21 protein-coding genes and 1 riboswitch are annotated in these 26,575 nt (G+C 58.6%); of the genes, 10 read left to right on the top strand and 11 right to left on the bottom strand.

Annotation, left to right across the window (positions count from 1 at the left end; translation table 11 throughout):
- Positions 1–407 precede the first annotated feature (407 nt).
- Both purH and purD read left to right on the top strand, forming a co-directional pair.
- Positions 408–1,997: a bifunctional phosphoribosylaminoimidazolecarboxamide formyltransferase/IMP cyclohydrolase gene (gene purH, locus ACUXAC_RS26165; protein ID WP_087762900.1), complete on the top strand. Its 1,590-nt coding sequence runs from the start codon at positions 408–410 to the stop codon at positions 1,995–1,997.
- A gap of 48 nt (positions 1,998–2,045) precedes the next feature.
- On the top strand, positions 2,046–3,329 hold the full coding sequence (purD, locus tag ACUXAC_RS26170; RefSeq protein ID WP_060425337.1) for a phosphoribosylamine--glycine ligase: 1,284 nt from the start codon (positions 2,046–2,048) through the stop codon (positions 3,327–3,329).
- Positions 3,330–3,378: 49 nt separating this feature from the next.
- Here purD and ACUXAC_RS26175 read toward each other — a convergent pair whose 3' ends face one another.
- The 6 genes from ACUXAC_RS26175 to nudC all read right to left on the bottom strand — a co-directional run bounded on the left by ACUXAC_RS26175 (position 3,379) and on the right by nudC (position 7,754).
- Entirely contained in the window at positions 3,379–4,050 is a 672-nt protein-coding gene (locus ACUXAC_RS26175; RefSeq protein ID WP_084826978.1) for a DUF1481 domain-containing protein, read from the bottom strand.
- Between the two features lie 36 nt (positions 4,051–4,086).
- A complete protein-coding gene (gene hupA / locus ACUXAC_RS26180; protein WP_004929874.1) occupies positions 4,087–4,359 on the bottom strand; it encodes a nucleoid-associated protein HU-alpha in 273 nt (90 codons plus the stop codon).
- A gap of 189 nt (positions 4,360–4,548) precedes the next feature.
- Entirely contained in the window at positions 4,549–5,139 is a 591-nt protein-coding gene (locus tag ACUXAC_RS26185; RefSeq protein WP_025160203.1) for a YjaG family protein, read from the bottom strand.
- Positions 5,140–5,187: 48 nt separating this feature from the next.
- Entirely contained in the window at positions 5,188–5,874 is a 687-nt protein-coding gene (nfi, locus tag ACUXAC_RS26190) for a deoxyribonuclease V (protein WP_454267098.1), read from the bottom strand.
- A gap of 9 nt (positions 5,875–5,883) precedes the next feature.
- On the bottom strand, positions 5,884–6,948 hold the full coding sequence (gene hemE, locus ACUXAC_RS26195) for a uroporphyrinogen decarboxylase (protein ID WP_033636735.1): 1,065 nt from the start codon (positions 6,946–6,948) through the stop codon (positions 5,884–5,886).
- Between the two features lie 38 nt (positions 6,949–6,986).
- A complete protein-coding gene (gene nudC, locus ACUXAC_RS26200; RefSeq protein WP_454267099.1) occupies positions 6,987–7,754 on the bottom strand; it encodes an NAD(+) diphosphatase in 768 nt (255 codons plus the stop codon).
- Between the two features lie 101 nt (positions 7,755–7,855).
- Here nudC and ACUXAC_RS26205 point away from each other — a divergent pair, with 101 nt between their 5' ends.
- The 8 genes from ACUXAC_RS26205 (at position 7,856) to ACUXAC_RS26240 (ending at position 15,594) form a co-directional block, all read left to right on the top strand.
- The gene (locus tag ACUXAC_RS26205; protein ID WP_048232444.1) at positions 7,856–8,359 is read left to right on the top strand and encodes an Rsd/AlgQ family anti-sigma factor; all 504 of its coding nucleotides are present in this window, start codon (positions 7,856–7,858) and stop codon (positions 8,357–8,359) included.
- Between the two features lie 39 nt (positions 8,360–8,398).
- Positions 8,399–8,523, top strand: a riboswitch (TPP riboswitch).
- Between the two features lie 114 nt (positions 8,524–8,637).
- Positions 8,638–10,587 carry a phosphomethylpyrimidine synthase ThiC gene (thiC, locus tag ACUXAC_RS26210; protein ID WP_454267100.1) on the top strand — a complete coding sequence of 650 codons (1,950 nt, stop codon included), beginning with the start codon at positions 8,638–8,640 and terminating at the stop codon, positions 10,585–10,587.
- A complete protein-coding gene (gene thiE / locus ACUXAC_RS26215; protein ID WP_060425346.1) occupies positions 10,580–11,230 on the top strand; it encodes a thiamine phosphate synthase in 651 nt (216 codons plus the stop codon). Before thiC ends, thiE begins: the two co-directional genes overlap by 8 nt.
- Positions 11,223–11,972: a HesA/MoeB/ThiF family protein gene (locus tag ACUXAC_RS26220; RefSeq protein WP_049202137.1), complete on the top strand. Its 750-nt coding sequence runs from the start codon at positions 11,223–11,225 to the stop codon at positions 11,970–11,972. Before thiE ends, ACUXAC_RS26220 begins: the two co-directional genes overlap by 8 nt.
- Positions 11,969–12,169: a sulfur carrier protein ThiS gene (gene thiS / locus ACUXAC_RS26225; protein ID WP_016929423.1), complete on the top strand. Its 201-nt coding sequence runs from the start codon at positions 11,969–11,971 to the stop codon at positions 12,167–12,169. Before ACUXAC_RS26220 ends, thiS begins: the two co-directional genes overlap by 4 nt.
- Position 12,170: 1 nt before the next feature.
- Entirely contained in the window at positions 12,171–12,950 is a 780-nt protein-coding gene (locus ACUXAC_RS26230) for a thiazole synthase (RefSeq protein WP_060441482.1), read from the top strand.
- Positions 12,950–14,083 carry a 2-iminoacetate synthase ThiH gene (gene thiH, locus ACUXAC_RS26235; RefSeq protein ID WP_060441481.1) on the top strand — a complete coding sequence of 378 codons (1,134 nt, stop codon included), beginning with the start codon at positions 12,950–12,952 and terminating at the stop codon, positions 14,081–14,083. The genes ACUXAC_RS26230 and thiH overlap by 1 nt, the downstream gene beginning before the upstream one ends.
- Positions 14,084–14,898: 815 nt before the next feature.
- Complete coding sequence (locus tag ACUXAC_RS26240; RefSeq protein ID WP_233502728.1) at positions 14,899–15,594, top strand: helix-turn-helix domain-containing protein; 696 nt, start codon at positions 14,899–14,901, stop codon at positions 15,592–15,594.
- Here ACUXAC_RS26240 and ACUXAC_RS26245 read toward each other — a convergent pair.
- From ACUXAC_RS26245 to rpoB, 5 genes are all read right to left on the bottom strand, one after another.
- On the bottom strand, positions 15,580–16,854 hold the full coding sequence (locus ACUXAC_RS26245; protein WP_089186687.1) for a sensor histidine kinase: 1,275 nt from the start codon (positions 16,852–16,854) through the stop codon (positions 15,580–15,582). The two genes, ACUXAC_RS26240 and ACUXAC_RS26245, sit on opposite strands and share 15 nt — an antisense overlap.
- A 1-nt stretch (position 16,855) precedes the next feature.
- Entirely contained in the window at positions 16,856–17,320 is a 465-nt protein-coding gene (locus ACUXAC_RS26250; protein WP_049202133.1) for an oxidoreductase, read from the bottom strand.
- Positions 17,320–17,766 carry a GNAT family N-acetyltransferase gene (locus ACUXAC_RS26255; protein WP_049195592.1) on the bottom strand — a complete coding sequence of 149 codons (447 nt, stop codon included), beginning with the start codon at positions 17,764–17,766 and terminating at the stop codon, positions 17,320–17,322. The genes ACUXAC_RS26250 and ACUXAC_RS26255 overlap by 1 nt, the downstream gene beginning before the upstream one ends.
- Before the next feature lie 167 nt (positions 17,767–17,933).
- Positions 17,934–22,157, bottom strand: coding sequence for a DNA-directed RNA polymerase subunit beta' (gene rpoC, locus ACUXAC_RS26260; protein ID WP_047729347.1), 4,224 nt, complete (start codon positions 22,155–22,157; stop codon positions 17,934–17,936).
- Between the two features lie 118 nt (positions 22,158–22,275).
- Positions 22,276–26,304 (bottom strand): DNA-directed RNA polymerase subunit beta, encoded by a 4,029-nt coding sequence (rpoB, locus tag ACUXAC_RS26265; RefSeq protein ID WP_004929900.1) that lies wholly within the window; start codon positions 26,302–26,304, stop codon positions 22,276–22,278.
- Between the last annotated feature and the right edge of the window lie 271 nt (positions 26,305–26,575).

Consider the following 26,575-nt stretch of genomic DNA (forward strand, 5'->3'; position numbering starts at 1 on the left):
TCAACCCTAATTTTCAGGATTTTTTCTCTGCGACCCCCGGATACTCTGTGAAGTTGTTCACATGTTCCGTGTCGATGGAGGCGCATTATAGGGAGTTCCTCGCAGGCCGCAACAGGTATTTTCAGCAAAAACGATCGTTCGCTGCATTCCACAGCAAAACCCCGCCTTATACCCACTTGCACACAGTGTTATCCACAGATGCGATTTGTACGGAAAATTTACGAGCGCCACGCAAACGTTTTCGCTACAATTCCCCGCGACGAAACGATCCCCCTTTTTATGGGGGCGTTACCTGAATATGTGCCTGACCCTCCCTTTATAAGGCAAAAAACCTTCTTTATAGAGAGAACGAGGTGGACATTCACGTAACGCTCTTTAATTGCGACTCAAAGCCAAGGGATAAAACCATGCAACAACCTCGTCCAATCCGCCGGGCCCTGCTCAGCGTGTCTGACAAAGCCGGTATCGTTGAATTCGCCGAAGCGCTTTCCCAGCGCGGCGTTGAACTGCTCTCCACCGGCGGTACCGCCCGCCTGCTGGCAGACGCCGGTCTGCCCGTTACCGAAGTATCCGACTACACCGGCTTCCCGGAAATGATGGACGGACGAGTTAAGACCCTGCACCCGAAAGTTCACGGCGGTATCCTCGGCCGCCGCGGCCAGGACGACGCCGTCATGAATCAGCATGACATCAAGCCTATCGACATGGTGGTCGTCAATCTGTATCCGTTCGCCCAAACCGTGGCGCGCCCGGATTGCTCGCTGGAAGACGCGGTCGAGAATATCGATATCGGTGGCCCGACCATGGTGCGCTCCGCCGCCAAGAACCATAAAGACGTTGCCATCGTGGTGAAGAGCAGCGACTACGCCGCCATCATTACCGAGATGGACAACAACGACGGCTCGCTGCGCTATGCCACCCGCTTCGATCTCGCCATCAAGGCCTTCGAGCACACCGCCGCCTACGACAGCATGATCGCCAACTACTTCGGCACGCTGGTGCCGGCATACCATGGCGAGACCGAACAGCCGTCCGGCCGCTTCCCGCGTACCCTGAACCTCAACTACATCAAGAAGCAGGATATGCGCTACGGTGAGAACAGCCACCAGCAGGCCGCCTTCTATATAGAAGAAGAGGTAAAGGAAGCGTCCGTCGCGACCGCCGAGCAGCTGCAGGGCAAGGCGCTGTCTTATAACAACATCGCCGATACCGACGCCGCGCTGGAATGCGTGAAAGAGTTCGCCGAGCCGGCCTGCGTGATCGTCAAACACGCTAACCCTTGCGGCGTGGCGATCGGCGACGACATCCTGGCCGCCTACGAGCGCGCTTACCAAACCGACCCGACCTCCGCCTTTGGCGGCATCATCGCCTTTAACCGCGAGCTGGATGCCGCCACCGCGCAGGCGATCATCAGCCGCCAGTTCGTGGAAGTGATCATCGCGCCAAACGTCACCCAGGAAGCGCGCTCCCTGCTGGCCGCCAAGCAGAACGTGCGCGTGCTGGCCTGCGGCCAGTGGCAGCAACGCGTGGCGGGGCTGGACTTCAAGCGCGTCAACGGCGGCCTGCTGGTGCAGGATCGCGATCTGGGCATGGTGACCGCCGCCGATCTGCGTGTGGTATCCGAGCGCCAGCCGACCGAACAGGAACTGCGCGACGCGCTGTTCTGCTGGAAAGTGGCCAAGTTCGTGAAATCCAACGCCATCGTCTATGCACGTGACAACATGACCATCGGCATAGGTGCCGGCCAGATGAGCCGCGTTTACTCCGCCAAGATCGCCGGCATCAAAGCGGGCGACGAAGGGCTGGAGGTGAAAGGGTCCGCCATGGCCTCCGACGCCTTCTTCCCGTTCCGCGACGGCATCGATGCCGCGGCGGCCGTCGGCATTACCTGCGTGATCCAGCCGGGCGGCTCTATCCGCGACGACGAAGTGATCGCCGCCGCCAACGAACACGGCATCGCCATGATCTTTACCGACATGCGTCACTTCCGCCATTAATTCCTTTTGCCGCGTGCGCTCCGGCGCACGCCATTCGTGGAGCCCCTGATGAACATTTTGATTATCGGCAACGGCGGGCGCGAGCACGCGCTGGCCTGGAAAGCCGCCCAGTCTCCGCTGGCGGATAAAGTTTACGTTGCGCCGGGCAATGCCGGCACCGCGCTGGAAGCCAATCTGGAAAACGTGGCGATCGCCGCCACCGACATCCCTGCTCTAGTCGCTTTCGCCCAGAGCCATGACATCGGTCTGACCATCGTCGGGCCGGAAGCGCCGCTGGTGATCGGCGTGGTCGACGCCTTCCAGGCCGCCGGCCTGAAAATCTTCGGCCCGTCGCAGGCCGCCGCGCAGCTCGAAGGCTCCAAAGCCTTCACCAAGGATTTCCTGGCGCGCCACCGTATCCCGACCGCCGAATATGAAAACTTCACCGAGGTGGAGCCGGCACTGGCCTATGTGCGCCGCAAAGGCGCACCGATCGTCATCAAGGCCGATGGCCTGGCGGCCGGTAAAGGCGTGATCGTCGCGATGACGCTGCAGGAAGCGGAAGAAGCCGTGCGTGACATGCTGGCCGGCAACGCCTTCGGCGACGCCGGTCATCGCATCGTGGTGGAAGAGTTCCTCGACGGCGAAGAAGCCAGCTTCATCGTGATGGTCGACGGCGAGAACGTGGTGCCGATGGCCACCAGCCAGGACCACAAACGCGTCGGCGACGGCGATACCGGCCCGAACACCGGCGGCATGGGGGCCTACTCCCCGGCGCCGGTCGTGACCGACGAAATCCACCGGCGCGCCATGGACCAGGTGATCTGGCCGACGGTGCGCGGCATGGCGGCGGAAGGCAACACCTACGTCGGCTTCCTGTACGCCGGCCTGATGATCGCCGCCGATGGCCAACCGAAAGTGATCGAGTTCAACTGTCGTTTTGGCGATCCCGAAACCCAGCCCATCATGCTGCGCCTGCGTTCCGATCTGGTGGAACTGTGCCTGGCGGGCGCGGAAGGCCGCCTGAACGAGAAAAGCTCCGACTGGGACGAACGCCCTGCGCTCGGCGTAGTGCTGGCGGCCGGCGGTTATCCGGGCGACTATCGCAACGGCGAAGTTATCCAGGGATTGCCGCAGCAGGAAAGCGCCGACGGTAAGGTCTTCCATGCCGGCACACGCCTGCAGGGCAATGACGTCGTCACCAGCGGCGGCCGCGTGCTGTGCGTAACCGCGCTGGGCGACACCGTGGCGCAGGCGCAGCAACGTGCCTACCAGCTGGCCGAAGGCATTGAGTGGCCGGGCAGCTTCTGCCGCAAAGACATCGGTTATCGCGCGATTGCGCGCGGCAAGTGATTTGACCGTATAAGGTCATGACGAGAGGCTCCGCAGCGCGGGGCCTTTTTTATAGCTGGTCTTCTTTCGGTTCCCAGCTGCAGAAGTCGTCGTTCGCCACCAGCAGCAGTTCGCTGCCTTCGGGCGCTTCCAGCCAGGCAACGCTCACCGGCCGGCTGCTGCTGCGGGCACGCTTCTCGATCCAGACGATGGAGGCGGCATCCAGCCCCGGTTTCATGCGTTGGCCGTCGCAGGTTTGCACCTCGCCCTGCATCCAATGCCCCTGCAGCAATTTCACCTTGCCGGCGCGCAGCGCATTGCTCACTTCGAGGATCCGCCGCGCCTGATATTGGTACAGGGCGATTTCATCGCGGGTCAGCGGTTCGCGGCGTGTCGCCAGCTGGCGCTGCATAAAGCTCACCGTGCCGTCGTCGGCAAAGCGCAGTTGAATAGAGTCGCGATCGCCATCGGCGTCGTTACGTTTGATTTGGCGCAGCACGTCGCCCTGATAGGTGTATAGCGTGGTGATGGTACCCGGACCGCGGTAAGGGCTGTAGACACTGACCAACACCTGCGGACGATGTTGCTCATCGTCTTTACGCCACAGGCGTATCACGCCCTGATCGGCCACAAAGCCGCTGGCGGTAAAGCTGGGAATATCGGAATGGGAACTGCAAGCGCTCAGGCCGACGGCGATGCCTACGGCCATGAGCGCCCGACGAGTAAACAAAAGGGGCGCCATCGCCCCTCTGTTTAATCTTTTCACCGAGGCGCGGTCTTATTTAACAGCGTCTTTCAGTGCTTTGCCAGAAACGAACGCAGGCACGTTGGCTGCTGCGATTTTGATTTCTTTGCCAGTCTGCGGGTTGCGGCCAGTGCGCTCGCTACGATGGTTTACTTTGAAAGTACCGAAGCCAACCAATTGTACTGCATCACCTTCTTTCAGAGACTCAGTAATAGCAGCCAGGGTGGATTCCAGAGCCAGTTTAGCTTGTGCTTTGGAAAGGTCAGCCTTGTCCGCGATTACATCAATCAGTTGAGTCTTGTTCATAAGTTATCCTTACAGTGTGTTTATCGTTTGCAAAGCATCGAGTGCGACGGATATGCCGATTGACAGCACTCTCCTGCATACACGCACCGATAGCCACTTTTTTTACGCCCCCCAAATGTAGACCAGACAGGGTGCGGATGTGAAGCCTTAAGGCATGACAAATCAGGCGTTAAATCACGTTTTGTTGCCTTATTGCGCTAAATTTATCCCGATGTTGCTGACACCCGCCTCTCGCAGGTCGGATCGCAGCCCCTTGATCAGGTCTATATCGCGCTCTTCACAGGCGTCCAACAGGCGGAAAATTTCCCATTGAATGTCCCATTCTTCCTCTACCGCAGGCAAACTTTCCAACTCTTCGTCGGTCATTTCCTTACCGGCTTGGGTCATTTCCAACATCGCCACGGTGCGAATCGATGTTTCGCTGATGGCGATGGCGTGCTCCAGCGTCTCCCCGCCGAGCCGCGAATGGATCAGTTCCCCTAATGCGATACAGGCATCAATTGCCGGGTAAACGCCGTAAAGATCGTAATCTTCCGCCGACGGAATCGCCTCTTCCAACTTCTCGAGCTGGCTGTCGAAGTTGACCTTGGCATCCTTCACTACCAGCGTTTCCCACACCAAATCCAGAATGCGGCGATAAACCGCCGGATCGCCGAACTCGGTCTGTTTGCAGAACATCTGGTAATTCGGGTACATACGCTCGCACAAACTGGCCATAAAGGTCAAATGTTGCCAGGCCTCGAGCCGTTCCAGGCGTAAATGAATCGGGTTACGTAGCATGCTTTACTCTCTTACGCGTTATCTGCGGCGCAGTGTACCCGAAATCGCTCATGGCGACACCTCCGGATGCTGCTGCAACCACCGCTGAAACGCCGGACGACGCGATGCGATGGCGTCGGCCCAACGGGTCGGCTCCGGTAAACGGTAGCCCGCCATACAGCGTTGCACCCACGCCAGCGCGCTGTCGGCGCCCACGCGATGCCCGGTAGAGATGAACAGCGGGTTGCAACGCGCCTTGCTGCGCCACACCCAGCCCAGCTGTTCACCCTTATCTTCCAACGGCGCCAGCGCGCCGACGGCGGCGTCCAGCGGCGCAAATTTGCCGCACAGGCGCTTCTTGGCCACGCCGATGGTCGGCACATCGACCAGCAGACCGAAATGGCTGGCGACGCCGAGACGCCGCGGATGCGAAATGCCATGCCCATCGACGAAGATCAGCCCCGGTTTCTGCTGCAGCTGCCCCCAGGCGGCCAACAGCGCCGGGTATTCGCGAAACGACAGGAAGCCCGGGATGTAGGGCATGACGGTGGCGATGCGCGCCACCTGATACTCCACCAGCTCCAGCGACGGATAGCGCAGGATGGTGATGGCGGCGCGCGTCACCGCCCCTTCTTGTTCGAAGCCCACGTCGGCGCCGGCGATGAAGGCCGGCGGTTCGGCCGGCAGATCGTCGTAGCGAATGACTTCAGCCGCGCGCCGCAGCTGTTCGGCGCGCAGGGCCGCCATATCGGTCACATCGGATCCTTAACGGTGGTATTTCGCCGAGTGCGCGTGTACCGCCTCGACGAAGGCGCCGGCGTGCTCCGGCGGCACATCCTGATGGATGCCGTGGCCCAGGTTGAACACATGGCCGTTGCCGTGGCCGAAACCGGCCAGAATGGTCTCCACTTCTTCCGCGATGCGCGCCGGGGAGGCATACAGCATCGACGGATCCATATTGCCCTGCAGCGCCACTTTGTCGCCCACGCGCCGACGCGCGTCGGCGATGTCGGTGGTCCAATCCAGCCCCAGCGCATCGCAGCCGGTGGCGGCCATCGCCTCCAGCCACTGCCCGCCACCTTTGGTGAACAGCGTCACCGGCACGCGGCGACCGTCGTTTTCACGCAGCAGCCCGTCGACGATCTTGTGCATGTAGTGCAAAGAGAACTCGCGATAATCGCGCCCGGTCAGTACGCCACCCCAGGTGTCGAACACCATCACCGACTGCGCGCCGGCTTTAATCTGGGCATTGAGGTACAGGATCACGCTGTCCGCCAGCTTGTCCAGCAACAGGTGCAGCGTAGCCGGTTCGGCATACATCATCTTCTTCAGCTTGGTGAAGGCTTTGCTGCTGCCGCCTTCGACCATATAAGTCGCCAGCGTCCACGGGCTGCCGGAGAAGCCGATCAGCGGCACTTCGCCCTTCAGTTCGCGGCGAATGGTGCGCACCGCATTCATCACATAGCCCAACTCCACTTCCGGATCGAACACCGGCAGCTTGTCGACGTCGGCGCGGCAGGTAACGGGGGAGCTGAAACGCGGGCCTTCGCCGGCTTCAAAGTAAAGGCCGAGCCCCATGGCGTCGGGAATGGTGAGAATGTCGGAGAACAGGATGGCGGCGTCCAGCGCATAGCGGCGCAGCGGCTGCAGCGTGACCTCGCAGGCCAGCTCCGCGTTCTTGCACAGCGACATGAAATCACCGGCCTGGGCGCGGGTCGCCTTATACTCCGGTAAATAACGACCGGCCTGGCGCATCATCCATACGGGGGTCACATCCACCGGCTGGCGCAACAGCGCGCGCAGGTAGCGATCGTTCTTCAACTCAGTCATTTATGGGGCTCCCTTAATAATCTGCCGGCCATTGTACATTATTCTGCCCGGCACAGCGCCACGGTGTCCTCAATCAACCGGCGCGCCACGGTACCGGGCGGCGGCAACAGCGGCAGCTGGTCGTAGCGATACCAGCCGGCGTTGAGCAGCTCCTTGGGATCGTGGCGAATGTCACCCTGATGGTAATCGGCCATAAAGGCCATCATCAGCGAGTGTGGGAACGGCCACGGTTGTGAAGTGACGTAGCGCAGGTTCTTGATTTCAATATTGCTCTCTTCCATCACTTCGCGCGCCACCGCCTGCTCCAGCGTTTCGCCCACTTCGACGAAGCCGGCCAGCACCGTGTGGATACCACCGCGATGACGCACGTGTTGCGCCAGCAGGATCTGATCGTCGCGCCGAATGGCGACGATCACGCAGGGTGCAATCTGCGGGTAGTACCGCTCTTTGCAGTGGCCGCACAGACAGGCGCTTTCGGTGCGGCTGAGGTGCATTTCATGGCCGCAATAGCCGCAGTAGCGATGAGAGCGGTAGAAATCCGCCAGCTGCACGCCGCACCCGGCAAGCTGGAACAGACCGCGATCCTGATCCAACAGCTGACGCACCGATCCCATCTCCCGCGGCATCGCCTGGCGCACCAGCCAGACCGGCGCGCCCTCCCATTCACCGATGGTGCGCGCCATGTGGCCCCGCAGCCCAAGAGCGGCGGCCGTCCCCGACGGCAATTCACCGTTCGGTAACCAAAGTTTGCTTTCATGGCTGACGATCCACCAGCCGTTTTCATTGCCCGTTAATGCAAGTTCCATATCGTTGTTGCACAACCTCAGCTTCACTGGCACTCTACAAATCGGCTTTGTTACATTTTAATAACTTACCGGTTACTTTTATTACTTACACGGAGTCAAACATGCTCAACCGTTTGGAAAGGCTGACTCAGCGCGTTGGCGGTAGTAATGAATTAGTTGATCAATGGCTTCAGGCCCGCAAACAGTTGCTGGTCGCCTACTGCACGCTGGTAGGCCTCAAACCGAATAAAGAAAAGCATACGCCGCTGAATGAAAAAGCGCTGGAGAACTTTTGCCACAACCTGGTGGATTACCTCTCCGCAGGGCATTTTCATATCTATGACAGAATTATCAAACAAGTGGAAGGCGCAGCCAGTCCGAAAATGTCGCTGGCGGTGAACATCTACCCCAAGCTGTGGGCCAATACCGAACAGATCATGGCGTTCCACGATCGCTATACCGAAGTGGATATCGATCAGGAGGTTTGTCTGGAATTCCACCAGGCCCTGTCGGATATCGGCGAAACGCTGGCGGCGCGCTTTGCGCTGGAAGATAAGCTGATCCAGCTGGAAGCGGAGGCCGCGCAGCAACCGCTGCCGGACCAGGCGCTGGATCCCGCACGTTAAAATTTTATAGTTTTTTTTCTTATCCCTCCTATACTGGGGGGCATCTTGTCGGAGTGCCTAGCGCCTGATTTGTTCATCGAATCAGCCAGGCTGAGACCGTTAATTCGGGATCCGCGGAACCTGATCGGGTTAATACCCGCGAAGGGAACAAGAGTAATCTATCGCCACAGGCACGGCCTTCCCCTTGCGGGCGCCCTGCCTTATCGGCCACCATCATTACTCCCTCCGAGCTCCAGACAAGCAACTTTCCCAACCCAACACACTGGTAGGAACTTGCTATGTCTAACGTTAATCCACCGCGCGCCCGTAAAGCGCAACGCGAAGCCGCCCAGCAGTTTATCGACACCCTGCAAGGCATGGCTTTCCCGAACTCACGCCGCATCTATCTCCAGGGCTCGCGCAGCGATATCCAGGTGCCGATGCGCGAAATTCAGCTCAGCCCGACCCTGCTCGGCGGCAGCAAAGACCATCCGCAGTATGAACCCAACGAAGCGATCCCGGTGTATGACACCGCCGGCCCCTACGGCGATCCGCAGGCCGAGCTCGACGTGCACGCCGGCCTGGCCAAGCTGCGCGCCGGCTGGATCGACGCGCGCGGCGATACCGCCACCCTAAGCGGCGCCAGTTCCGGCTTTACCCAACAGCGGCTGGCGGACGAAGGGCTGGATCACCTGCGCTTCGAACATCTGCCGCTGCCGCGCAGGGCGCTGCCGGGCAAATGCGTGACCCAGCTGCACTATGCCCGCGCCGGTATCGTCACCCCAGAGATGGAGTTCATCGCCATCCGTGAAAACATGGGGCGCGAGCGCATTCGCGGCGAGGTGCTGCGCCACCAGCATCCGGGCCAGGGCTGGGGCGCCAACCTGCCGGACAACATCACGCCGGAGTTCGTGCGTCGGGAAGTGGCCGCCGGCCGCGCCATCATTCCCGCCAACATCAACCATCCGGAGGCGGAGCCGATGATCATCGGCCGCAATTTCCTGGTGAAGGTGAACGCCAATATCGGCAACTCGGCGGTCACGTCGTCGATCGAAGAAGAAGTGGAGAAGCTGGTGTGGTCCACCCGCTGGGGCGCGGACACCGTGATGGATCTCTCTACCGGCCGCTATATTCACGAAACCCGCGAGTGGATCCTGCGCAACAGCCCGGTGCCCATCGGCACCGTGCCGATCTACCAGGCGCTGGAGAAGGTCAACGGCGTGGCGGAAAACCTCACCTGGGCGATGTTCCGCGATACGCTGCTGGAACAGGCGGAGCAAGGGGTCGACTACTTCACCATCCACGCCGGCGTGCTGCTGCGCTACGTACCGATGACCGCCAAACGCCTGACCGGCATCGTGTCGCGCGGTGGCTCAATCATGGCCAAATGGTGTCTGTCGCACCATCAGGAAAACTTCCTCTATCAGCATTTCCGTGAAATCTGCGAGATCTGCGCCGCCTACGACGTTTCGCTGTCGCTCGGCGACGGCCTGCGCCCCGGCTCGATTCAGGACGCCAACGACGAAGCCCAGTTCGCCGAGCTGCATACGCTGGGCGAGCTGACCAAAATCGCCTGGGAATACGACGTGCAGGTGATGATCGAAGGCCCGGGCCACGTGCCGATGCAGATGATCCGCCGCAACATGACCGAAGAGCTGGAACACTGCCACGAAGCGCCGTTCTACACCCTCGGCCCGCTGACCACCGATATCGCCCCGGGCTATGACCATTTCACCTCCGGCATAGGCGCGGCAATGATCGGCTGGTTCGGCTGCGCCATGCTGTGTTACGTCACGCCGAAAGAGCACCTCGGCCTGCCGAACAAAGAAGACGTCAAGCAGGGCCTGATCACCTACAAGATCGCCGCTCACGCCGCCGATCTGGCCAAAGGCCATCCGGGCGCGCAGATCCGCGATAACGCCATGTCCAAGGCACGTTTCGAATTCCGCTGGGAAGATCAGTTCAATCTGGCGCTCGATCCGGCCACCGCGCGCGCCTATCACGACGAAACCCTGCCGCAGGAATCCGGCAAGGTCGCCCACTTCTGCTCGATGTGCGGGCCGAAATTCTGCTCGATGAAGATTTCGCAGGAGGTGCGCGACTACGCCGCCGCCCAGGAAGCTGCCAAGCCGATCGAAGTGCAGCTGACCGGCATGGAGAAAATGTCCGCCGAGTTCCGCGCCCGCGGCAGCGAGCTGTATCACAGCGCCGGCGCCGGCACCCTGCAAGAGGAGACAAGCAATGACTGATATCACGACCCCCTTCCCGGCTACGCCCCACAAACTGGGGCTTTACCCGGTCGTCGACAGCGTGGAATGGATCGCTCGTCTGCTGGAGGCCGGCGTCACCACGATCCAGCTGCGCATCAAGGATCTGCCGGATGAGCAGGTCGAAGAGGACATCGCTGCCGCCATCGCGCTGGGCCAGCGTTATCAAGCGCGGCTGTTCATCAACGACTATTGGCGGCTGGCGATCAAGCACGGCGCCTACGGCGTACATCTGGGCCAGGAAGATCTCGATACCACCGATCTGGCGGCCATTCACCGCGCCGGACTGCGGCTGGGCGTGTCCACCCATGACGACGCGGAGCTGGCGCGCGCGCTGGCGGTGAAACCGTCCTACATCGCGTTGGGGCACATCTTCCCCACCCAAACCAAAGACATGCCTTCGGCGCCGCAGGGGCTGACGGAGTTGAAACGCCACATCGCCGGCCTGGCGGATTACCCGACGGTGGCGATCGGCGGGATCAGCATCGATCGCGTACCGGCGGTGCTGGCGTGCGGCGTCGGCAGCGTGGCGGTGGTCAGCGCCATCACCCAGGCGCCGGACTGGCGTGCGGCGACGGCCGAGCTGCTGCGGCTGATCGAAGGCGAGGGCCCGAACGATGCTTAACGATCAGGAATTCCTGCGTTACAGCCGCCAGCTGTTGCTGGAGGACGTCGGCCCGGAGGGCCAGGAGAGGCTCAAGCGCGCCACGGTGCTGATCGTCGGTTTGGGCGGGCTTGGTTCCCCGGCTTCGCTGTATCTGGCCGCCGCCGGCGTCGGCACGCTGCTGTTGGCCGACGACGACCAGCTGCACATCACCAACCTGCAGCGGCAGATCCTCTACCGCAGCGCCGATACCGCCACCGGCAAGGCGGCGCTGGCGCAACGCCATCTGCAGGCGCTGAACCCATTGGTGGAATCCATCCCGCTGGCGCAGCGGCTGCAGGGGCAAGCGCTGCGCGACGCGGTCGCCCGCGCCGATCTGGTGCTGGACTGCTGCGACAATATGGCGACCCGTCATGAGGTCAATGCCGCCTGCATCGCCGCCGCCAAGCCGCTGATCAGCGGCAGCGCGGTCGGTTTCAGTGGCCAGCTGCTGGTGCTCGAGCCGCCCTATGCGCACGGCTGCTACGCCTGCCTGTACCCGGATCAGGAAGAGCCGCAGCGCAACTGCCGCACCGCCGGGGTGCTCGGCCCGGTGGTGGGCGTGATCGGTACTCTGCAAGCGCTGGAGGCCATCAAAATGTTGGCCGGCATGCCTTCCTCCCTCAGCGGTAAACTGCGGCTGTTCGACGGCAAGCAGCAGAGCTGGAGCACGCTGCAACTGAGCCAGGCCCGCGCCTGCCCGGTATGCGGAGGCGCGGCATGAAGATCCGTCTGAACGACCAACCGCTGGAGCTGGCGCAGCCGCTCAGCGTCGCCGCCCTGCTGACCCAGTTGGAACGCCACCAGCCGGGCACCGCGCTGGCGATCAATCAAACCATCATCCCGCGCGCCGACTGGGCCGACCATCAGGTGCAGGACGGTGACGACATTTTGCTGTTTCAAGCGATCGCCGGAGGCTGACATGCTGAAAATCGCCGATACCACTTTTACCTCGCGCCTGTTCACCGGCACCGGCAAGTTCGCCACCCCGGCGTTAATGCTGGAGGCGCTGGCGGCCTCCGGCTCACAGCTGGTGACCATGGCCATGAAGCGCGTCGATCTGCGCGGCGGCAACGACGCCATTTTGGCGCCGCTGCAGCAGTTGGGCGCCCGGCTGCTGCCCAACACCTCCGGCGCCAAAACCGCCGCCGAAGCGGTGTTCGCCGCCCGGCTGGCGCGTGAAGCGCTCGGCACCCACTGGGTGAAGCTGGAGATCCATCCCGATGTGAAATACCTGCTGCCGGATCCGATAGAAACGCTTAAGGCGGCGGAAACGCTGGTGAAAGACGGTTTTGTGGTGCTGCCCTACTGCGGCGCCGATCCGGTGCTGTGCAAACGGCTGGAAGAGGTGGGTTGCGCGGCGGTGATGCCGCTCGGCGCCCCTATCGGCTCCAACCGCGGTCTGCGCACCCGTGACTTCCTCGAGATCATCATCGAGCAGGCCAAGGTGCCGGTGGTGGTCGACGCCGGCATCGGCGCGCCGAGCCACGCGCTGGAAGCGATGGAACTGGGCGCCGACGCGGTGCTGGTGAATACCGCCATCGCCGTGGCGCGCGACCCAGTGCAAATGGCGCGGGCGTTTCGCCTGGCGCTGGAGGCCGGCGAGCTGGCGCACAGCGCCGGATTGGGCGCTAGCCAGCGCGGTGCGGCCGCCTCAAGCCCGCTGACCGCCTTCCTCAGCCAGCCAGAGGAGGCACAGTGATGGGCGACGATTTCAGTAGCCGCTGGCAACAGCTGGATTGGGACGACATTACGCTGCGCATCAACGGCAAAACCGCACGCGACGTGGAACGCGCGTTGAACGCCGACAAGCTGACGCGCGACGACTTTATGGCGCTGATCTCCCCCGCCGCCGCGCCGTATCTGGAACCGCTGGCGCAGCGCGCGCAGCAGCTGACCCGTCAGCGCTTCGGCAACGTCGTCAGCTTCTATGTGCCGCTGTACCTCTCTAACCTGTGTGCCAACGACTGCACCTATTGCGGCTTTTCGATGAGCAACCGCATCAAGCGCAAAACGCTCGATGCGGCGGAGATCGCACGCGAGTGCGAAGCCATCAAGGCGCTGGGGTTCGAACACCTGTTGCTGGTCACCGGCGAGCATCAGACCAAGGTCGGCATGGACTATTTCCGTCAGCACATTCCGGCGATCCGCCGCCACTTCAGCTCGCTGATGATGGAAGTGCAGCCGCTGGCGCAGGACGAGTACGCCGAACTGAAAACGCTGGGCCTGGACGGCGTGCTGGTCTATCAGGAAACCTACCATCCTGCCACCTATCTGCAGCACCATGTGCGCGGCCAGAAGCAGGATTTCCATTGGCGTCTGGCCACGCCGGATCGCCTGGGGCGCGCCGGGATCGACAAGATCGGCCTCGGCGCGTTGATCGGCCTGTCCAACAGTTGGCGCACCGACTGCTACCTGCTGGCGGAACATCTGTTCTACCTGCAGCAAACTTACTGGCAGAGCCGCTACTCGATCTCGTTCCCGCGTCTGCGCCCCTGCGCCGGCGGCATTGAGCCGGCGTCGATCATGAGCGAGCCTCAGCTGGTGCAGCTGATCTGCGCCTTCCGGCTGTTCGCGCCGGACGTTGAGCTGTCGCTGTCTACGCGTGAGTCGCCGTACTTCCGCGATCATATGATCCCGGTGGCGATCAACAGCGTCAGCGCCGGATCCAAGACGCAGCCCGGCGGCTATGCCGACGACGTACCGCCGGAATTGGAACAGTTCGAGCCGCACGACGGCCGCACGCCGCAGCAGGTCGCCGAGGCCATCAGCAATGCCGGGCTGCAGCCGGTGTGGAAAGACTGGGACGATTATCTGGGACGCAGCGCGCAATAAGCGGCAACGTTTACCGCCGCGTGAAGAAAACGCTGGAACGGCCGCGCAATGCCGAACGGTGGCGCTGGCGCCGGCAGACCCGCCGGCTATAGTGACCTTGCCGACCGCCAAACCCGGCGCCGGCCGGGGCCGTCTCCCTCTCGATGGCCCCGCCTTATCCCATCCCGGATCGCGCCGGAGATTCTCTTGCGCGACACCGGGCCCTCGTCCGCGGCAATGCGCATATGGCGTATCGCGGCCTGTAAGGGCGTACGGACAGGTTGTCTTGTCGGCTAAAGGACTGTGGCCTAGCGGTGCTCGGCACTCACTCAGCGGTGAGACGCATAGGACGCTGTTGCGGCAGAAAAGTGGGGAAAGAGGAAAAAAGAAGGTACAGCGACGAAGAGAGGTTCGAGTCGTCATCCCCGGTGCTGCCAATGGCCCTGGTGTTGGCCGCGGATCTTTTTGCCGCCTGCTCCCTGCTTACGGACAAGAGCAGGCGGTTTATTTTGTGAGACTGGCACCCCCCCAGGACGCGAATCACACAGTATGTGCGCTAATTAACCACATAAACGGTTAAATGTGAATGTCTTTTGAGTGTTTTTTTATTTAGTATCGAGTGTGTTCTGAGTTTGCCAAGGAAAATCAAACTGATATCGCCGCAAGCTCCGGGGCATCATCTATAATCCAGCACGGGTTCTTGCGCAGGTTTTTCAGCGCTTGCGGTCAACATCAAAAAAGCCAAGGTTGTCATGAAGAAAACGCCCAATTACATCGATGCAATCAGCGCGTTGCTCACTCTGAAAGGAGTTGGCGACAGAAAGCATGCCTCCACGATGGCCAACATACTGAACCTTCAGTACAACAGCGCCAAACAGAAACTGGATGGTAAAAGAGGTATCACCCTCGATGAAGTCAAAAAGGTTTTCCAGTATTTCAACGAGCCCTTTGCCGGCCAAAGGACGCATAACGGCGTCTTTATCATGAACAGCATTCACAAGCGCTGCAACATAGAGGTCGACGAGAGCCCGGTCACGCAAGCGGACAGCGACGAAACCTACGCCTACAAAAAAGACGATCTTTTCATCATCAGCACCAATCGGGAACATGCCGCCGATGCTCCGCTGTACAAAGTCAACAAGATAGACTTTCTGCCGGCCCCGCGTATCGCGATCCTGGATAATGACGGCGATATTCTCGAACTGTTGAAGAAGATCGCCAGCCGATACGGCATCGAGACTGAAACCTTTCAGACGGCGGACACCATGCTGGCCGCGCTGGAACAGCAGTCCTTTGAGGCGTTTATTCTGGACTGGCTGTTGGATTTCGGCGAGACTTCCGAACGCGTCGTGAAAAAAATTAAAGACGTTCTCGATCCGCACGCCCGCATTATTATTCTGACCGGCCAGCTGAATCACTACGAGAAAAACATCGGCGATATGATCCTGCACTATGACGTGCACCTGGTGGAAAAACCGACCAAGCCGCTGATTATCTCCTCGCTGCTGCTGTCCAACCTATTCTTTAATTAGTTTGACCGGGATGCGGATCAAAAACGATGAGCCCACTCCTTCGACGGATTTGGCTTTAATGGTGCCTTTCATCGTCGTGACGTAATTTTTGATAATGGTCAGCCCCAGCCCCAACCCCTGCCGCGTTTCCCTTTCCACTCCCTGATTGAATGCCTTATATAACCGATCCAGGTTATCGACGTTAAACCCGATGCCGGTATCTTTCACCCGCAAATACAGATTGCCGTGGCACAGCTTCACATTGAGGGTAACCACGCCCCGATGGGTAAATTTGTCCGCGTTGCTGAGCAGGTTGGCCAATATTCGGTAGAGCTTGTATTTATCAGAAGCAATCAGGCCGGCATAAGACGAACGGTGAATCACGAGGCGATTGCCGCGCCCGGCGCCGATGCCGGTTACGGCATCGTCCACCACCTCATTCAACCGGAAGGTGGAAATATTGATTTTAACTTCTCCCATCTCAAGCCTAGAATAATCCATTACCTCGCGCGTTTGTTCGGCGATCTTATTACCGTGATAGGAGATCAGGCGGGCTTCTTTTTTCAACTCTTCCTGCGCCAGCTCGTGTTCCATGATATCTGCGGCAATGACGATGGCCTGGGTCGAGCCGGCGATCTCGTGGTAGATGGAAGAAATGAAGATGTTCTTGTTCTTGATGATCTCTTTCAACGAGAAGGCATTCCTCAGCACCAGAAACATCATCAGGAACACCAAAATCAGCGAAAAGATGGCGAACATCTCGGCTTTACTCGAATTGTCCTGAATGATGCCTTTCACTTCGGTAAAGTTTTTAATCTGTATCCGATAAATAATCTCTTGGATATCGACCAGCGTACCCTCGATATCATCCATATAAGAGAGAATGTCCGCCTTGTTTTTCTGCCCCACCAGCAAGCCGGCGGAGAGATCGTCCAACGTGCGGTACTGCTGCTTCAGCAGCGCAACATTCTTGATGAACTCGTCGTCGTAATAAAAAGAGTCGCTGAAGGTCGAACGGCTCTCCAGGATCTGAATCTTCGAGTAGAAGATTTTCTTTTTGATCTGAAAGGCGTCGTAGTCGTTGTTTTCACTGAGCAGCAGCGCGGTTTTGGTCCTTTCAAACGCCAGAAAAAGGATCTCGGCCACCGAGTAGTTGTCCAGATTGGGCTCGATTTGCTTGTAGCGCTCTTTTACGCCGCCGAAGTTAATGGCAATCAACAAAATCAATAAGGAGAAGATGGCAACCAACGCGATAAGAGTACCGATCAGTTTTTTGCTCATCTTATTTCAGCTCCAGCCGTTTAACTTGCCAGACGGTTTTCGCATTCACATCCAGGTTATTCAGCTCGGCGTAGCCATCGCGTGGATAAATAATGGCGAACGGCCCCAGCTCCCCAACGTCGATCGGCTTGCCACCGCGCTGATAGGCGACGATCACGCGGTATTTAATCATCTCGTCAATCGGCATCGAGTAGGAGTAATCGTCCCAGGCGAAAGCGCGCACCGACTGACCTTTCAGGTGATAGGCTTTCACCAGCTCGGCAAACTCAACGCCGGTGAACGTATCTTCCGGGGTGAAATTGGTCGAGGTTTTAATCGTGTGCGCCGGCATCGCCTCCAGCATCTGCCGGGTTATCTTGATCTTCTCGCCGTCGAGCGGTTTCAGGTAAAAATAGTCAACGGCCGCATACAGCGGTGCGCTGAACAGCGAAAGCAGCAGTAACGTCATCAATCCTTTGATTGTCATTATTCACCCTCTTTACGTTTCACCAGTTCGGCCTGGCCGAACTCATCCTGCCCGACCACGGCCCAGCCGTGATGTTGATAAAAGCCTTCGGCTTTGGAGCCAGGATCGGTGGTTAAGTGGATCGCTTCGGCGCCGTGCTCAAACATCCAGTGAGTGATCCGGGCCAGCAAGGCGGAGCCGATCCCCTTCGACTGGTATTCCGGCTTCACGAACAGACCGCCGATCAGCGGTTCAGGGATGAATAGCCCGAAGCCAACGCCGGCATAGTCGTCGCCATGCTTGCAGATCCAGCCGCCGCCCTGGTTGATGTCCTCCAGCGCCTGTTTGCGCTGCAGGTACTGGATCTGATGCGGGTGCAGCAGGTTTTCTTCAACGGAAAAGCGGATCTCATACAGGTAAGGCAGGTGTTGCGCCGTCAATTTTTCGAAGGTAATGAGGCTGTCCATGTTCGCACTGTCCTTGGTTGTCTGGTAAAAAGCGCCGGTCAATTTCTGCTGTAACCATAGTAGCAAAGTTTGCTCGGCCCCGGCATGAGGCGAAAAAAAACCGCCCCCGAGGGAGCGGTTTATCTGGCGATGGGCCCGGCATGCCGGGCCCGCGGCGCGGATGACGATTACTCGTCGTCGCTGCCGCCCAGGCCTGCGTTGAGCAGCTCGGCCAGGTTAGCCGTCGCTTCTTCCGCGCTGACTTGCGGAACAACCGGCGCTTCACCCTGAGCACGACGACGCATGCGATCCTGATGATAAGCGTAACCGGTACCGGCTGGGATCAGACGGCCCACGATGACGTTCTCTTTCAGGCCACGCAGTTCATCACGCTTGCCGGCTACGGCAGCTTCGGTCAGAACGCGCGTCGTTTCCTGGAACGAAGCAGCGGAGATGAAGGACTCGGTCGCCAAGGAAGCCTTGGTGATACCCAGCAGATCGCGCGAGAAGGTTGCCGCGATTTTACCTTCAGCTTCCAGCTGACGGTTGGCAATCTTGACGCGAGACACTTCAGCCTGCTCGCCTTCCAGGAACTCGGAGCCACCAGCGCTAACGATGGTGCCTTTACGCAGCATCTGACGAACGATAACTTCGATGTGCTTATCGTTAATCTTAACGCCTTGCAGACGGTAAACTTCCTGCACTTCGTTGGTGATGTAGCGGGTAACCGCATGCACACCACGCAGACGCAGAATGTCGTGCGGAGACTCTGGGCCGTCGGAAACGACGTCACCACGTTCCACCACTTCGCCTTCGAACACGTTGAGCTGACGCCATTTCGGAATCATCTCTTCGTAAGCGTCGCTGCCGTCCAGCGGAGAGATCACCAGGCGACGTTTGCCTTTGGTCTCTTTACCGAACGAGATAATCCCGCTGATTTCAGCCAGGATTGCCGGCTCTTTCGGACGACGTGCTTCGAACAGGTCGGCAACGCGCGGCAGACCACCGGTAATATCCTTGGTACCGCCGGATTCCTGAGGAATACGTGCCAGGGTATCACCCGCACCGATCTGAATGCCGTCTTCCAGCTGAACGATCGCTTTGCCCGGCAGGAAGTATTGAGCAGGCATATCGGTGCCTGGGATCAATACATCTTCGCCCTGAGCGTCAACGATTTTCAGTGCCGGACGCAGGTCTTTACCGCTACCGGTACGCTCTGCGCTGTCCAGAACGACCAGAGAAGACAAACCGGTCAGTTCGTCGGTCTGGCGAGTAATGGTCTGGCCGTCAACCATGTCCGCGAAGCGAATGAAGCCGCTGACTTCACTGATGACCGGCATGGTGTGCGGATCCCAGTTAGCAACGGTTTCGCCGCCGTTAACTTCTTCACCGTCGCCTTTGCCCATCACGGCACCGTAAGGCACCTTGTAGCTTTCTTTGGTACGGCCGAATTCGTCGATCAGTTTCAGTTCGGTGTTACGCGAGGTGATCACCAGCTTGCCTGCGGCGTTCATAACGAACTTCGCGTTGCTCAGCTTGAGGCTACCCTTGTTTTTCACCTGGATGCTGGATTCAGCAGCCGCACGAGATGCCGCACCACCGATGTGGAACGTACGCATCGTCAGCTGTGTACCCGGCTCACCGATGGACTGTGCCGCGATAACGCCGATGGCTTCACCTTTGTTGATGATGTGGCCACGTGCCAGGTCGCGACCGTAGCAGTTTGCACACACACCAAAGTCGGTTTCACAGCTCACCACGGAACGGACTTTAACGCTGTCGACAGAGTTCTCTTCCAACAGGTCACACGCCTTCTCGTTCAGCAGGGTGTTGCGTGGCACCAGAATGTCCGCCGTACCCGGCTTGAGGACGTCTTCTGCCGTCACACGGCCCAGAACGCGTTCACGCAGCGGCTCTTTCACGTCGCCACCTTCGATAACCGGAGTCATCAGGATGCCGTCGTGGGTGCCACAGTCGTCTTCGGTCACCACCAGATCCTGCGCCACGTCAACCAGACGACGGGTCAGATAACCGGAGTTCGCGGTTTTCAGTGCGGTATCCGCCAGACCTTTACGAGCACCGTGGGTGGAGATGAAGTACTGGAGTACGTTCAGACCTTCACGGAAGTTCGCGGTGATTGGCGTTTCGATGATGGAGCCGTCCGGCTTCGCCATCAGACCACGCATACCGGCCAGCTGACGAATCTGAGCGGCGGAACCACGCGCACCGGAGTCGGCCATCATAAAGATGCTGTTGAAGGAAACTTGCTGTTCCACTTCGCCGTCACGGTTAACCACGTCTTCTACCGACAGGTTTTCCATCATCGCTTTCGCAACGCGTTCGTTCGCTGCAGCCCAGATATCGATCACTTTGTTGTAGCGTTCGCCGGCGGTAACCAGACCAGACTGGAACTGCTCCTGGATCTCGGCAACTTCGGTTTCCGCTTCTTCGATGATCTCCGCTTTCTTGGCCGGGATAACCATGTCGTCGATACCTACGGAAGCGCCGGAACGGGCTGCGTAAGCAAAACCGGTGTACATGATCTGGTCAGCAAAGATAACGGTCGGCTTCAGGCCCAGGATGCGGTAACAGGTGTTCAGCATCTTGGAGATCGCTTTCTTGCCCAAAGGCTGGTTAACGATCGAGTACGGCAGACCTTTCGGTACGATCATCCACAGGATGGCGCGGCCGATGGTGGTGTCGATGATGCTGGTCTGAGAAGTCCATTCGCCTTCGGCGTTTTTGACGTCTTCGGTGATACGCACTTTAACGCGCGCATGCAGAGACGCCAGGCCGGCGCGGTAAACACGCTCAGCTTCTTTGGAACCGTTCAGCACCATGCCTTCGCCCTTGGCGTTAACACAGTCGCGGGTCATGTAGTACAGACCCAGTACAACGTCCTGAGAAGGAACGATGATTGGCTCGCCGTTCGCTGGGGACAGGATGTTGTTGGTGGACATCATCAGCGCACGCGCTTCCAGCTGGGCTTCCAGCGTCAGCGGTACGTGAACAGCCATCTGGTCACCATCGAAGTCGGCGTTATAGGCCGCACAAACCAGCGGGTGCAGCTGGATCGCTTTACCTTCGATCAGAACAGGTTCAAACGCCTGGATACCCAAACGGTGCAGGGTTGGTGCACGGTTCAACAGTACCGGGTGTTCGCGGATCACTTCGTCCAGGATATCCCAAACGACGGCTTCTTCACGCTCAACCATTTTCTTGGCGGCTTTGATGGTGGTGGCCAGGCCACGCAGCTCCAACTTGCCGTAGATGAACGGTTTGAACAGCTCCAGCGCCATCTTCTTAGGCAGACCGCACTGATGCAGACGCAGGTATGGACCTACGGTGATTACGGAACGGCCGGAGTAGTCAACGCGTTTACCGAGCAGGTTCTGACGGAAACGACCCTGCTTACCTTTGATCATGTCGGCCAAAGATTTCAGAGGACGTTTGTTGGAACCGGTGATGGCACGACCGCGACGGCCGTTATCCAGCAGGGCGTCTACCGCTTCTTGCAGCATACGCTTTTCGTTGCGCACGATGATGTCAGGCGCAGCCAGATCCAGCAGGCGTTTCAGACGGTTGTTACGGTTGATCACGCGGCGATACAGATCGTTCAGATCCGAGGTCGCGAAACGACCGCCATCCAGCGGAACCAGCGGGCGCAGATCCGGCGGCAGTACCGGCAGCACGGTCAGGATCATCCACTCTGGCTTGTTACCAGACTGTACGAACGCTTCCAGCAGCTTGATACGCTTGGTCAGCTTCTTGCGCTTGGTTTCGGAGTTGGTTTCGTTCAGCTCTTCACGCAGCTGCTCGCACTCGGCTTCCAGATCCATGTTTTTCAACAGGGCCTGAATAGCTTCCGCACCCATCTTGGCGTCGAATTCATCACCGAACTCTTCCAGCGCGTCCAGATACTGCTCTTCGGTCAGGATCTGACGGCGCTCGAGGTTGGTCATACCGCCTTCGACCACCACATAGGATTCGAAGTACAGTACGCGTTCGATGTCACGCAGCGGCATATCCAGCAGCAAACCGATGCGGGATGGCAGCGATTTCAGGAACCAGATGTGCGCGGTCGGCGAAGCCAGCTCGATGTGGCCCATGCGCTCACGACGCACTTTGGTCTGGGTCACTTCAACGCCGCACTTCTCACAGATCACGCCGCGGTGTTTCAAGCGCTTGTACTTACCGCACAGGCACTCGTAATCTTTTACCGGCCCGAAGATACGGGCGCAGAAAAGGCCGTCACGCTCTGGTTTGAACGTACGGTAGTTAATGGTTTCCGGCTTCTTAACTTCACCGAACGACCACGAACGGATCATGTCTGGCGAGGCCAGAGCAATCTTGATCGCATCAAACTCTTCGGTCTTAGTTTGCGCTTTCAGAAACTTCAATAAGTCTTTCACGGATTGGCTCCTGTCGGAGTTAAACCTGTTGGGTACCCACAACCGCAGTAGGTACCCGTGTGACCTGAACAACCACCCTCAGGCCCCCTTAGGCGGGGAGCCTGAGCCGGAGTGACGATTACTCGTCTTCCAGTTCGATGTTGATGCCGAGCGAGCGGATTTCTTTCAACAGTACGTTGAAGGATTCCGGCATGCCTGGCTCCATCCGGTGGTCGCCATCCACGATGTTTTTGTACATCTTGGTACGGCCGTTAACGTCATCCGACTTAACGGTGAGCATTTCCTGCAGGGTATAAGCCGCGCCGTATGCTTCCAGTGCCCACACTTCCATCTCACCGAAGCGTTGACCACCGAACTGCGCTTTACCACCCAGAGGTTGCTGAGTAACCAAGCTGTAAGAACCGGTTGAACGGGCGTGCATTTTATCGTCAACCAAGTGGTTCAGTTTCAGCATGTACATATAGCCGACAGTAACCTGGCGCTCGAATTGCTCACCGGTACGGCCATCGAACAGCGTGATCTGACCGGAGGTCGGGATACCGCCCATTTCCAGCAGCTTCTTGATTTCAGTCTCTTTCGCACCGTCAAACACCGGCGTTGCGATCGGCATACCTTTTTTCAGGTTCTCTGCCAGACGCAGCACTTCGTCGTCGCTGAAGGTGTTCAGGTCAACTTTCTGGCAAACGTCGTCGCCCAGATCGTAGGCCTTCTGGATGAACTCACGCAGCTTGGCCACTTCCTGCTGCTGCTTCAGCATCTGGTTGATTTTCTCACCGATGCCTTTCGCAGCCATACCCAGGTGGGTTTCCAGGATCTGACCGATGTTCATACGTGATGGTACGCCCAGCGGGTTCAGTACGATGTCTACCGGCGTGCCATTTTCATCGTAAGGCATATCTTCGATCGGGTTGATCTTGGAGATAACACCCTTGTTACCGTGGCGGCCCGCCATCTTGTCACCCGGTTGGATCTGACGCTTAACGGCCAGATAAACCTTGACGATTTTCAGCACGCCCGGCGCCAGATCGTCGCCCTGAGTGATCTTACGACGCTTGGCTTCCAGCTTCTTCTCGAAGTCGGATTTCAGTTCGTCGTACTGCTCAGCCAGCTGCTCCAGCTGGTTTTGCTTCTCTTCGTCGGTCAGGCCCAGTTCCAGCCAGCGATCGCGCGGCAGCTTGCTCAGCTTGTCGGCTTCGATGCCACCGGCAACCAGCACCGCGTGGATACGTGCAAACAGGCCGGCTTCCAGGATCTGCAGTTCTTCCGTCAGGTCTTTCTTCGCCTGCTTCAGCTGCATCTCTTCGATTTCCAACGCACGCTTGTCTTTTTCCACGCCATCGCGGGTGAAGACCTGCACGTCGATAACCGTACCGGAAACGCCGTTCGGTACACGCAGAGAAGAGTCTTTAACGTCAGACGCTTTCTCACCGAAGATCGCACGCAGCAGCTTCTCTTCCGGCGTCAGTTGGGTTTCGCCTTTAGGCGTTACCTTACCGACCAGGATATCACCGCCGGTCACTTCAGCACCGATATACACGATACCGGATTCATCCAGCTTGGAGAGCGCAGCTTCACCCACGTTAGGGATGTCGGCGGTGATCTCTTCAGGCCCCAGCTTGGTGTCGCGAGACACGCACGCCAGTTCCTGGATGTGGATGGTAGTGAAGCGATCTTCCTGCACCACGCGCTCGGAGACCAAGATGGAGTCTTCGAAGTTGTAGCCGTTCCAAGGCATGAACGCTACGCGCATGTTCTGGCCCAGTGCCAGTTCGCCCAGGTCTGTCGATGGGCCATCCGCCAGCACGTCGCCGCGCTCGATTGGCTCACCCAGATTCACACACGGCATCTGGTTGATGCAGGTGTTCTGGTTAGAACGGGTGTACTTGGTCAGGTTGTAAATATCGATACCTGCTTCGCCCGGGTACATCTCGTCTTCGTTAACTTTGATAACGATACGGGAAGCATCCACGTACTGGATCACACCGCCGCGTTTGGCAACGGCGGTTACGCCGGAGTCAACCGCTACAGCGCGTTCCATACCGGTACCGACCAGCGGCTTGTCAGCGCGCAGGGTTGGTACGGCCTGACGTTGCATGTTCGCACCCATCAATGCACGGTTGGCGTCATCGTGTTCCAGGAATGGAATCAGTGAAGCACCAACGGAAACAACCTGCTGGGTGGATACGTCCATGTAGTCAACCTGGTCGCGGCTGAACAGGCTTGATTCGCCTTTGCTACGACAGGTGACCAGGTCTTCTACGAAGCGGCCTTCTTCATCCAGGTTGGAGTTCGCCTGGGCGATAACGAAGTTGCCTTCTTCAATAGCAGACAGGTAGTTGATTTCATCGGTCACCACGCCGTCACGCACGCGGCGGTACGGGGTTTCCAGGAAGCCATACTCGTTAGTCTGTGCGTACACGGACAGGGAGTTGATCAGACCGATGTTTGGACCTTCCGGCGTTTCGATTGGGCACACGCGACCGTAGTGGGTCGGGTGTACGTCTCGAACTTCAAAGCCGGCGCGCTCACGGGTCAGACCGCCCGGGCCCAGTGCGGAGATACGACGCTTGTGCGTGATCTCGGACAGCGGGTTGTTCTGGTCCATGAACTGGGACAGCTGGCTGGAACCGAAGAACTCTTTCACCGCCGCCGAAATCGGCTTGGCGTTGATCATGTCCTGAGGCATCAGGGTATCCAGATCGCCCAGAGACAGACGCTCTTTCACCGCACGCTCAACACGCACCAGACCTACGCGGAACTGGTTCTCGGCCATTTCGCCGACGGAGCGGATACGACGGTTGCCCAAGTGGTCGATATCGTCCACTTCGCCCTTGCCGTTACGGATATCGATGAGCTTCTTCATCACTTCGATGATGTCGTCTTTGCTCAGGATGCCCGAACCTTCGATCTCGTCGCGCAGCAGAGAACGGTTGAACTTCATGCGACCCACCGCGGACAGATCGTAGCGGTCTTCGGAGAAGAACAGGTTCTCGAACAGGCTTTCGGCAGCTTCGCGCGTTGGCGGCTCACCAGGGCGCATCATGCGGTAGATTTCTACCAGCGAGCTCAGACGATCGTTGGTCGGATCGACACGCAGCGTTTCAGAGATGTACGCGCCGTGATCCAGATCGTTGGTGAACAGCGTTTCGATGCGCTTGTGGCCGGACTGGCTCAGCTTGGCCAGCAGATCCAGCGACAGCTCCATGTTGGCTGCGCAGATCAGTTCGCCGGTATTGGTATCGATATAGTCTTTCGCGACCACTTTGCCCGCGATGTACTCTACCGGTACTTCAATGCTCTGAATGTCGTCTTTTTCCAGCTGACGGATATGACGAGCGGTGATACGACGGCCTTTCTCTACGTAGATCTTGCCGTTGGCTTCGATGTCGAACGAAGCGGTCTCACCACGCAGGCGCTCTGGCACCAGCTCCATCTGCAGCTTGTTGTCGCGGATTTCGAAGACGATCTTGTCAAAGAACAGGTCGAGGATCTGTTCAGTGGTGTAGTTCAGCGCGCGCAGAATGATGGTCGCAGGCAGTTTGCGGCGACGGTCGATACGCACGAACAGGTTGTCTTTCGGATCGAACTCGAAGTCCAACCATGAACCGCGGTAAGGGATGATGCGTGCGTTGTACAGCACTTTACCCGAGGAGTGGGTTTTACCCTTATCGCTGTCGAAGAATACGCCAGGACTACGGTGCAACTGAGATACGATAACCCTCTCAGTACCGTTGATCACAAAGGTGCCGTTTTCGGTCATGAGCGGAATTTCGCCCATGTAGACTTCTTGTTCCTTGATGTCTTTGACCGTACCTTCAGGCGCTTCGCGCTCATAGATAACCAGGCGCAGTTTTACGCGCAGCGGTGCAGAGAACGTCACACCACGGATCTGGCACTCTTTGACGTCGAAGACCGGCTCACCAAGACGGTAGCTAACGTATTGCAGCTCCGAATTGCCACTGTAGCTCTGGATAGGGAAAACAGAACGGAATGCGGCTTCAAGGCCGTACTGCCCTTCTGGATCTTGCTCGATAAACTTCTGGAACGAGTCAAGCTGGATAGAAAGGAGATATGGTATGTCCAGCACTTGTGGACGTTTACCAAAATCCTTACGAATACGTTTTTTCTCGGTATAGGAGTAAACCATAGGGTTCCTCAGCTCGCTGATCAGTGACCCAATCTGTCCGTCCGATTAGGGACAGTTCATGCAACACCGTTTTGTCGACCGGAAAGCGGGAACACTTTCCGCAATGTCTCTTGCTATCACGCTTAAACCATTTCATCGCGTCTTCCCCCAGAACTCCTGGTAGTGCAAAGACCGCGGTATATTAAGTCGTCAATAGAAACAAACATTGGGAGGCGAAACCAGCAGCCAAACAGTGTGAAACGCTACTGGCGCCCTACAGCGCAAAAAGGCT

The sequence above is a fragment of the Serratia sp. 121840015-1 genome (assembly GCF_053627655.1).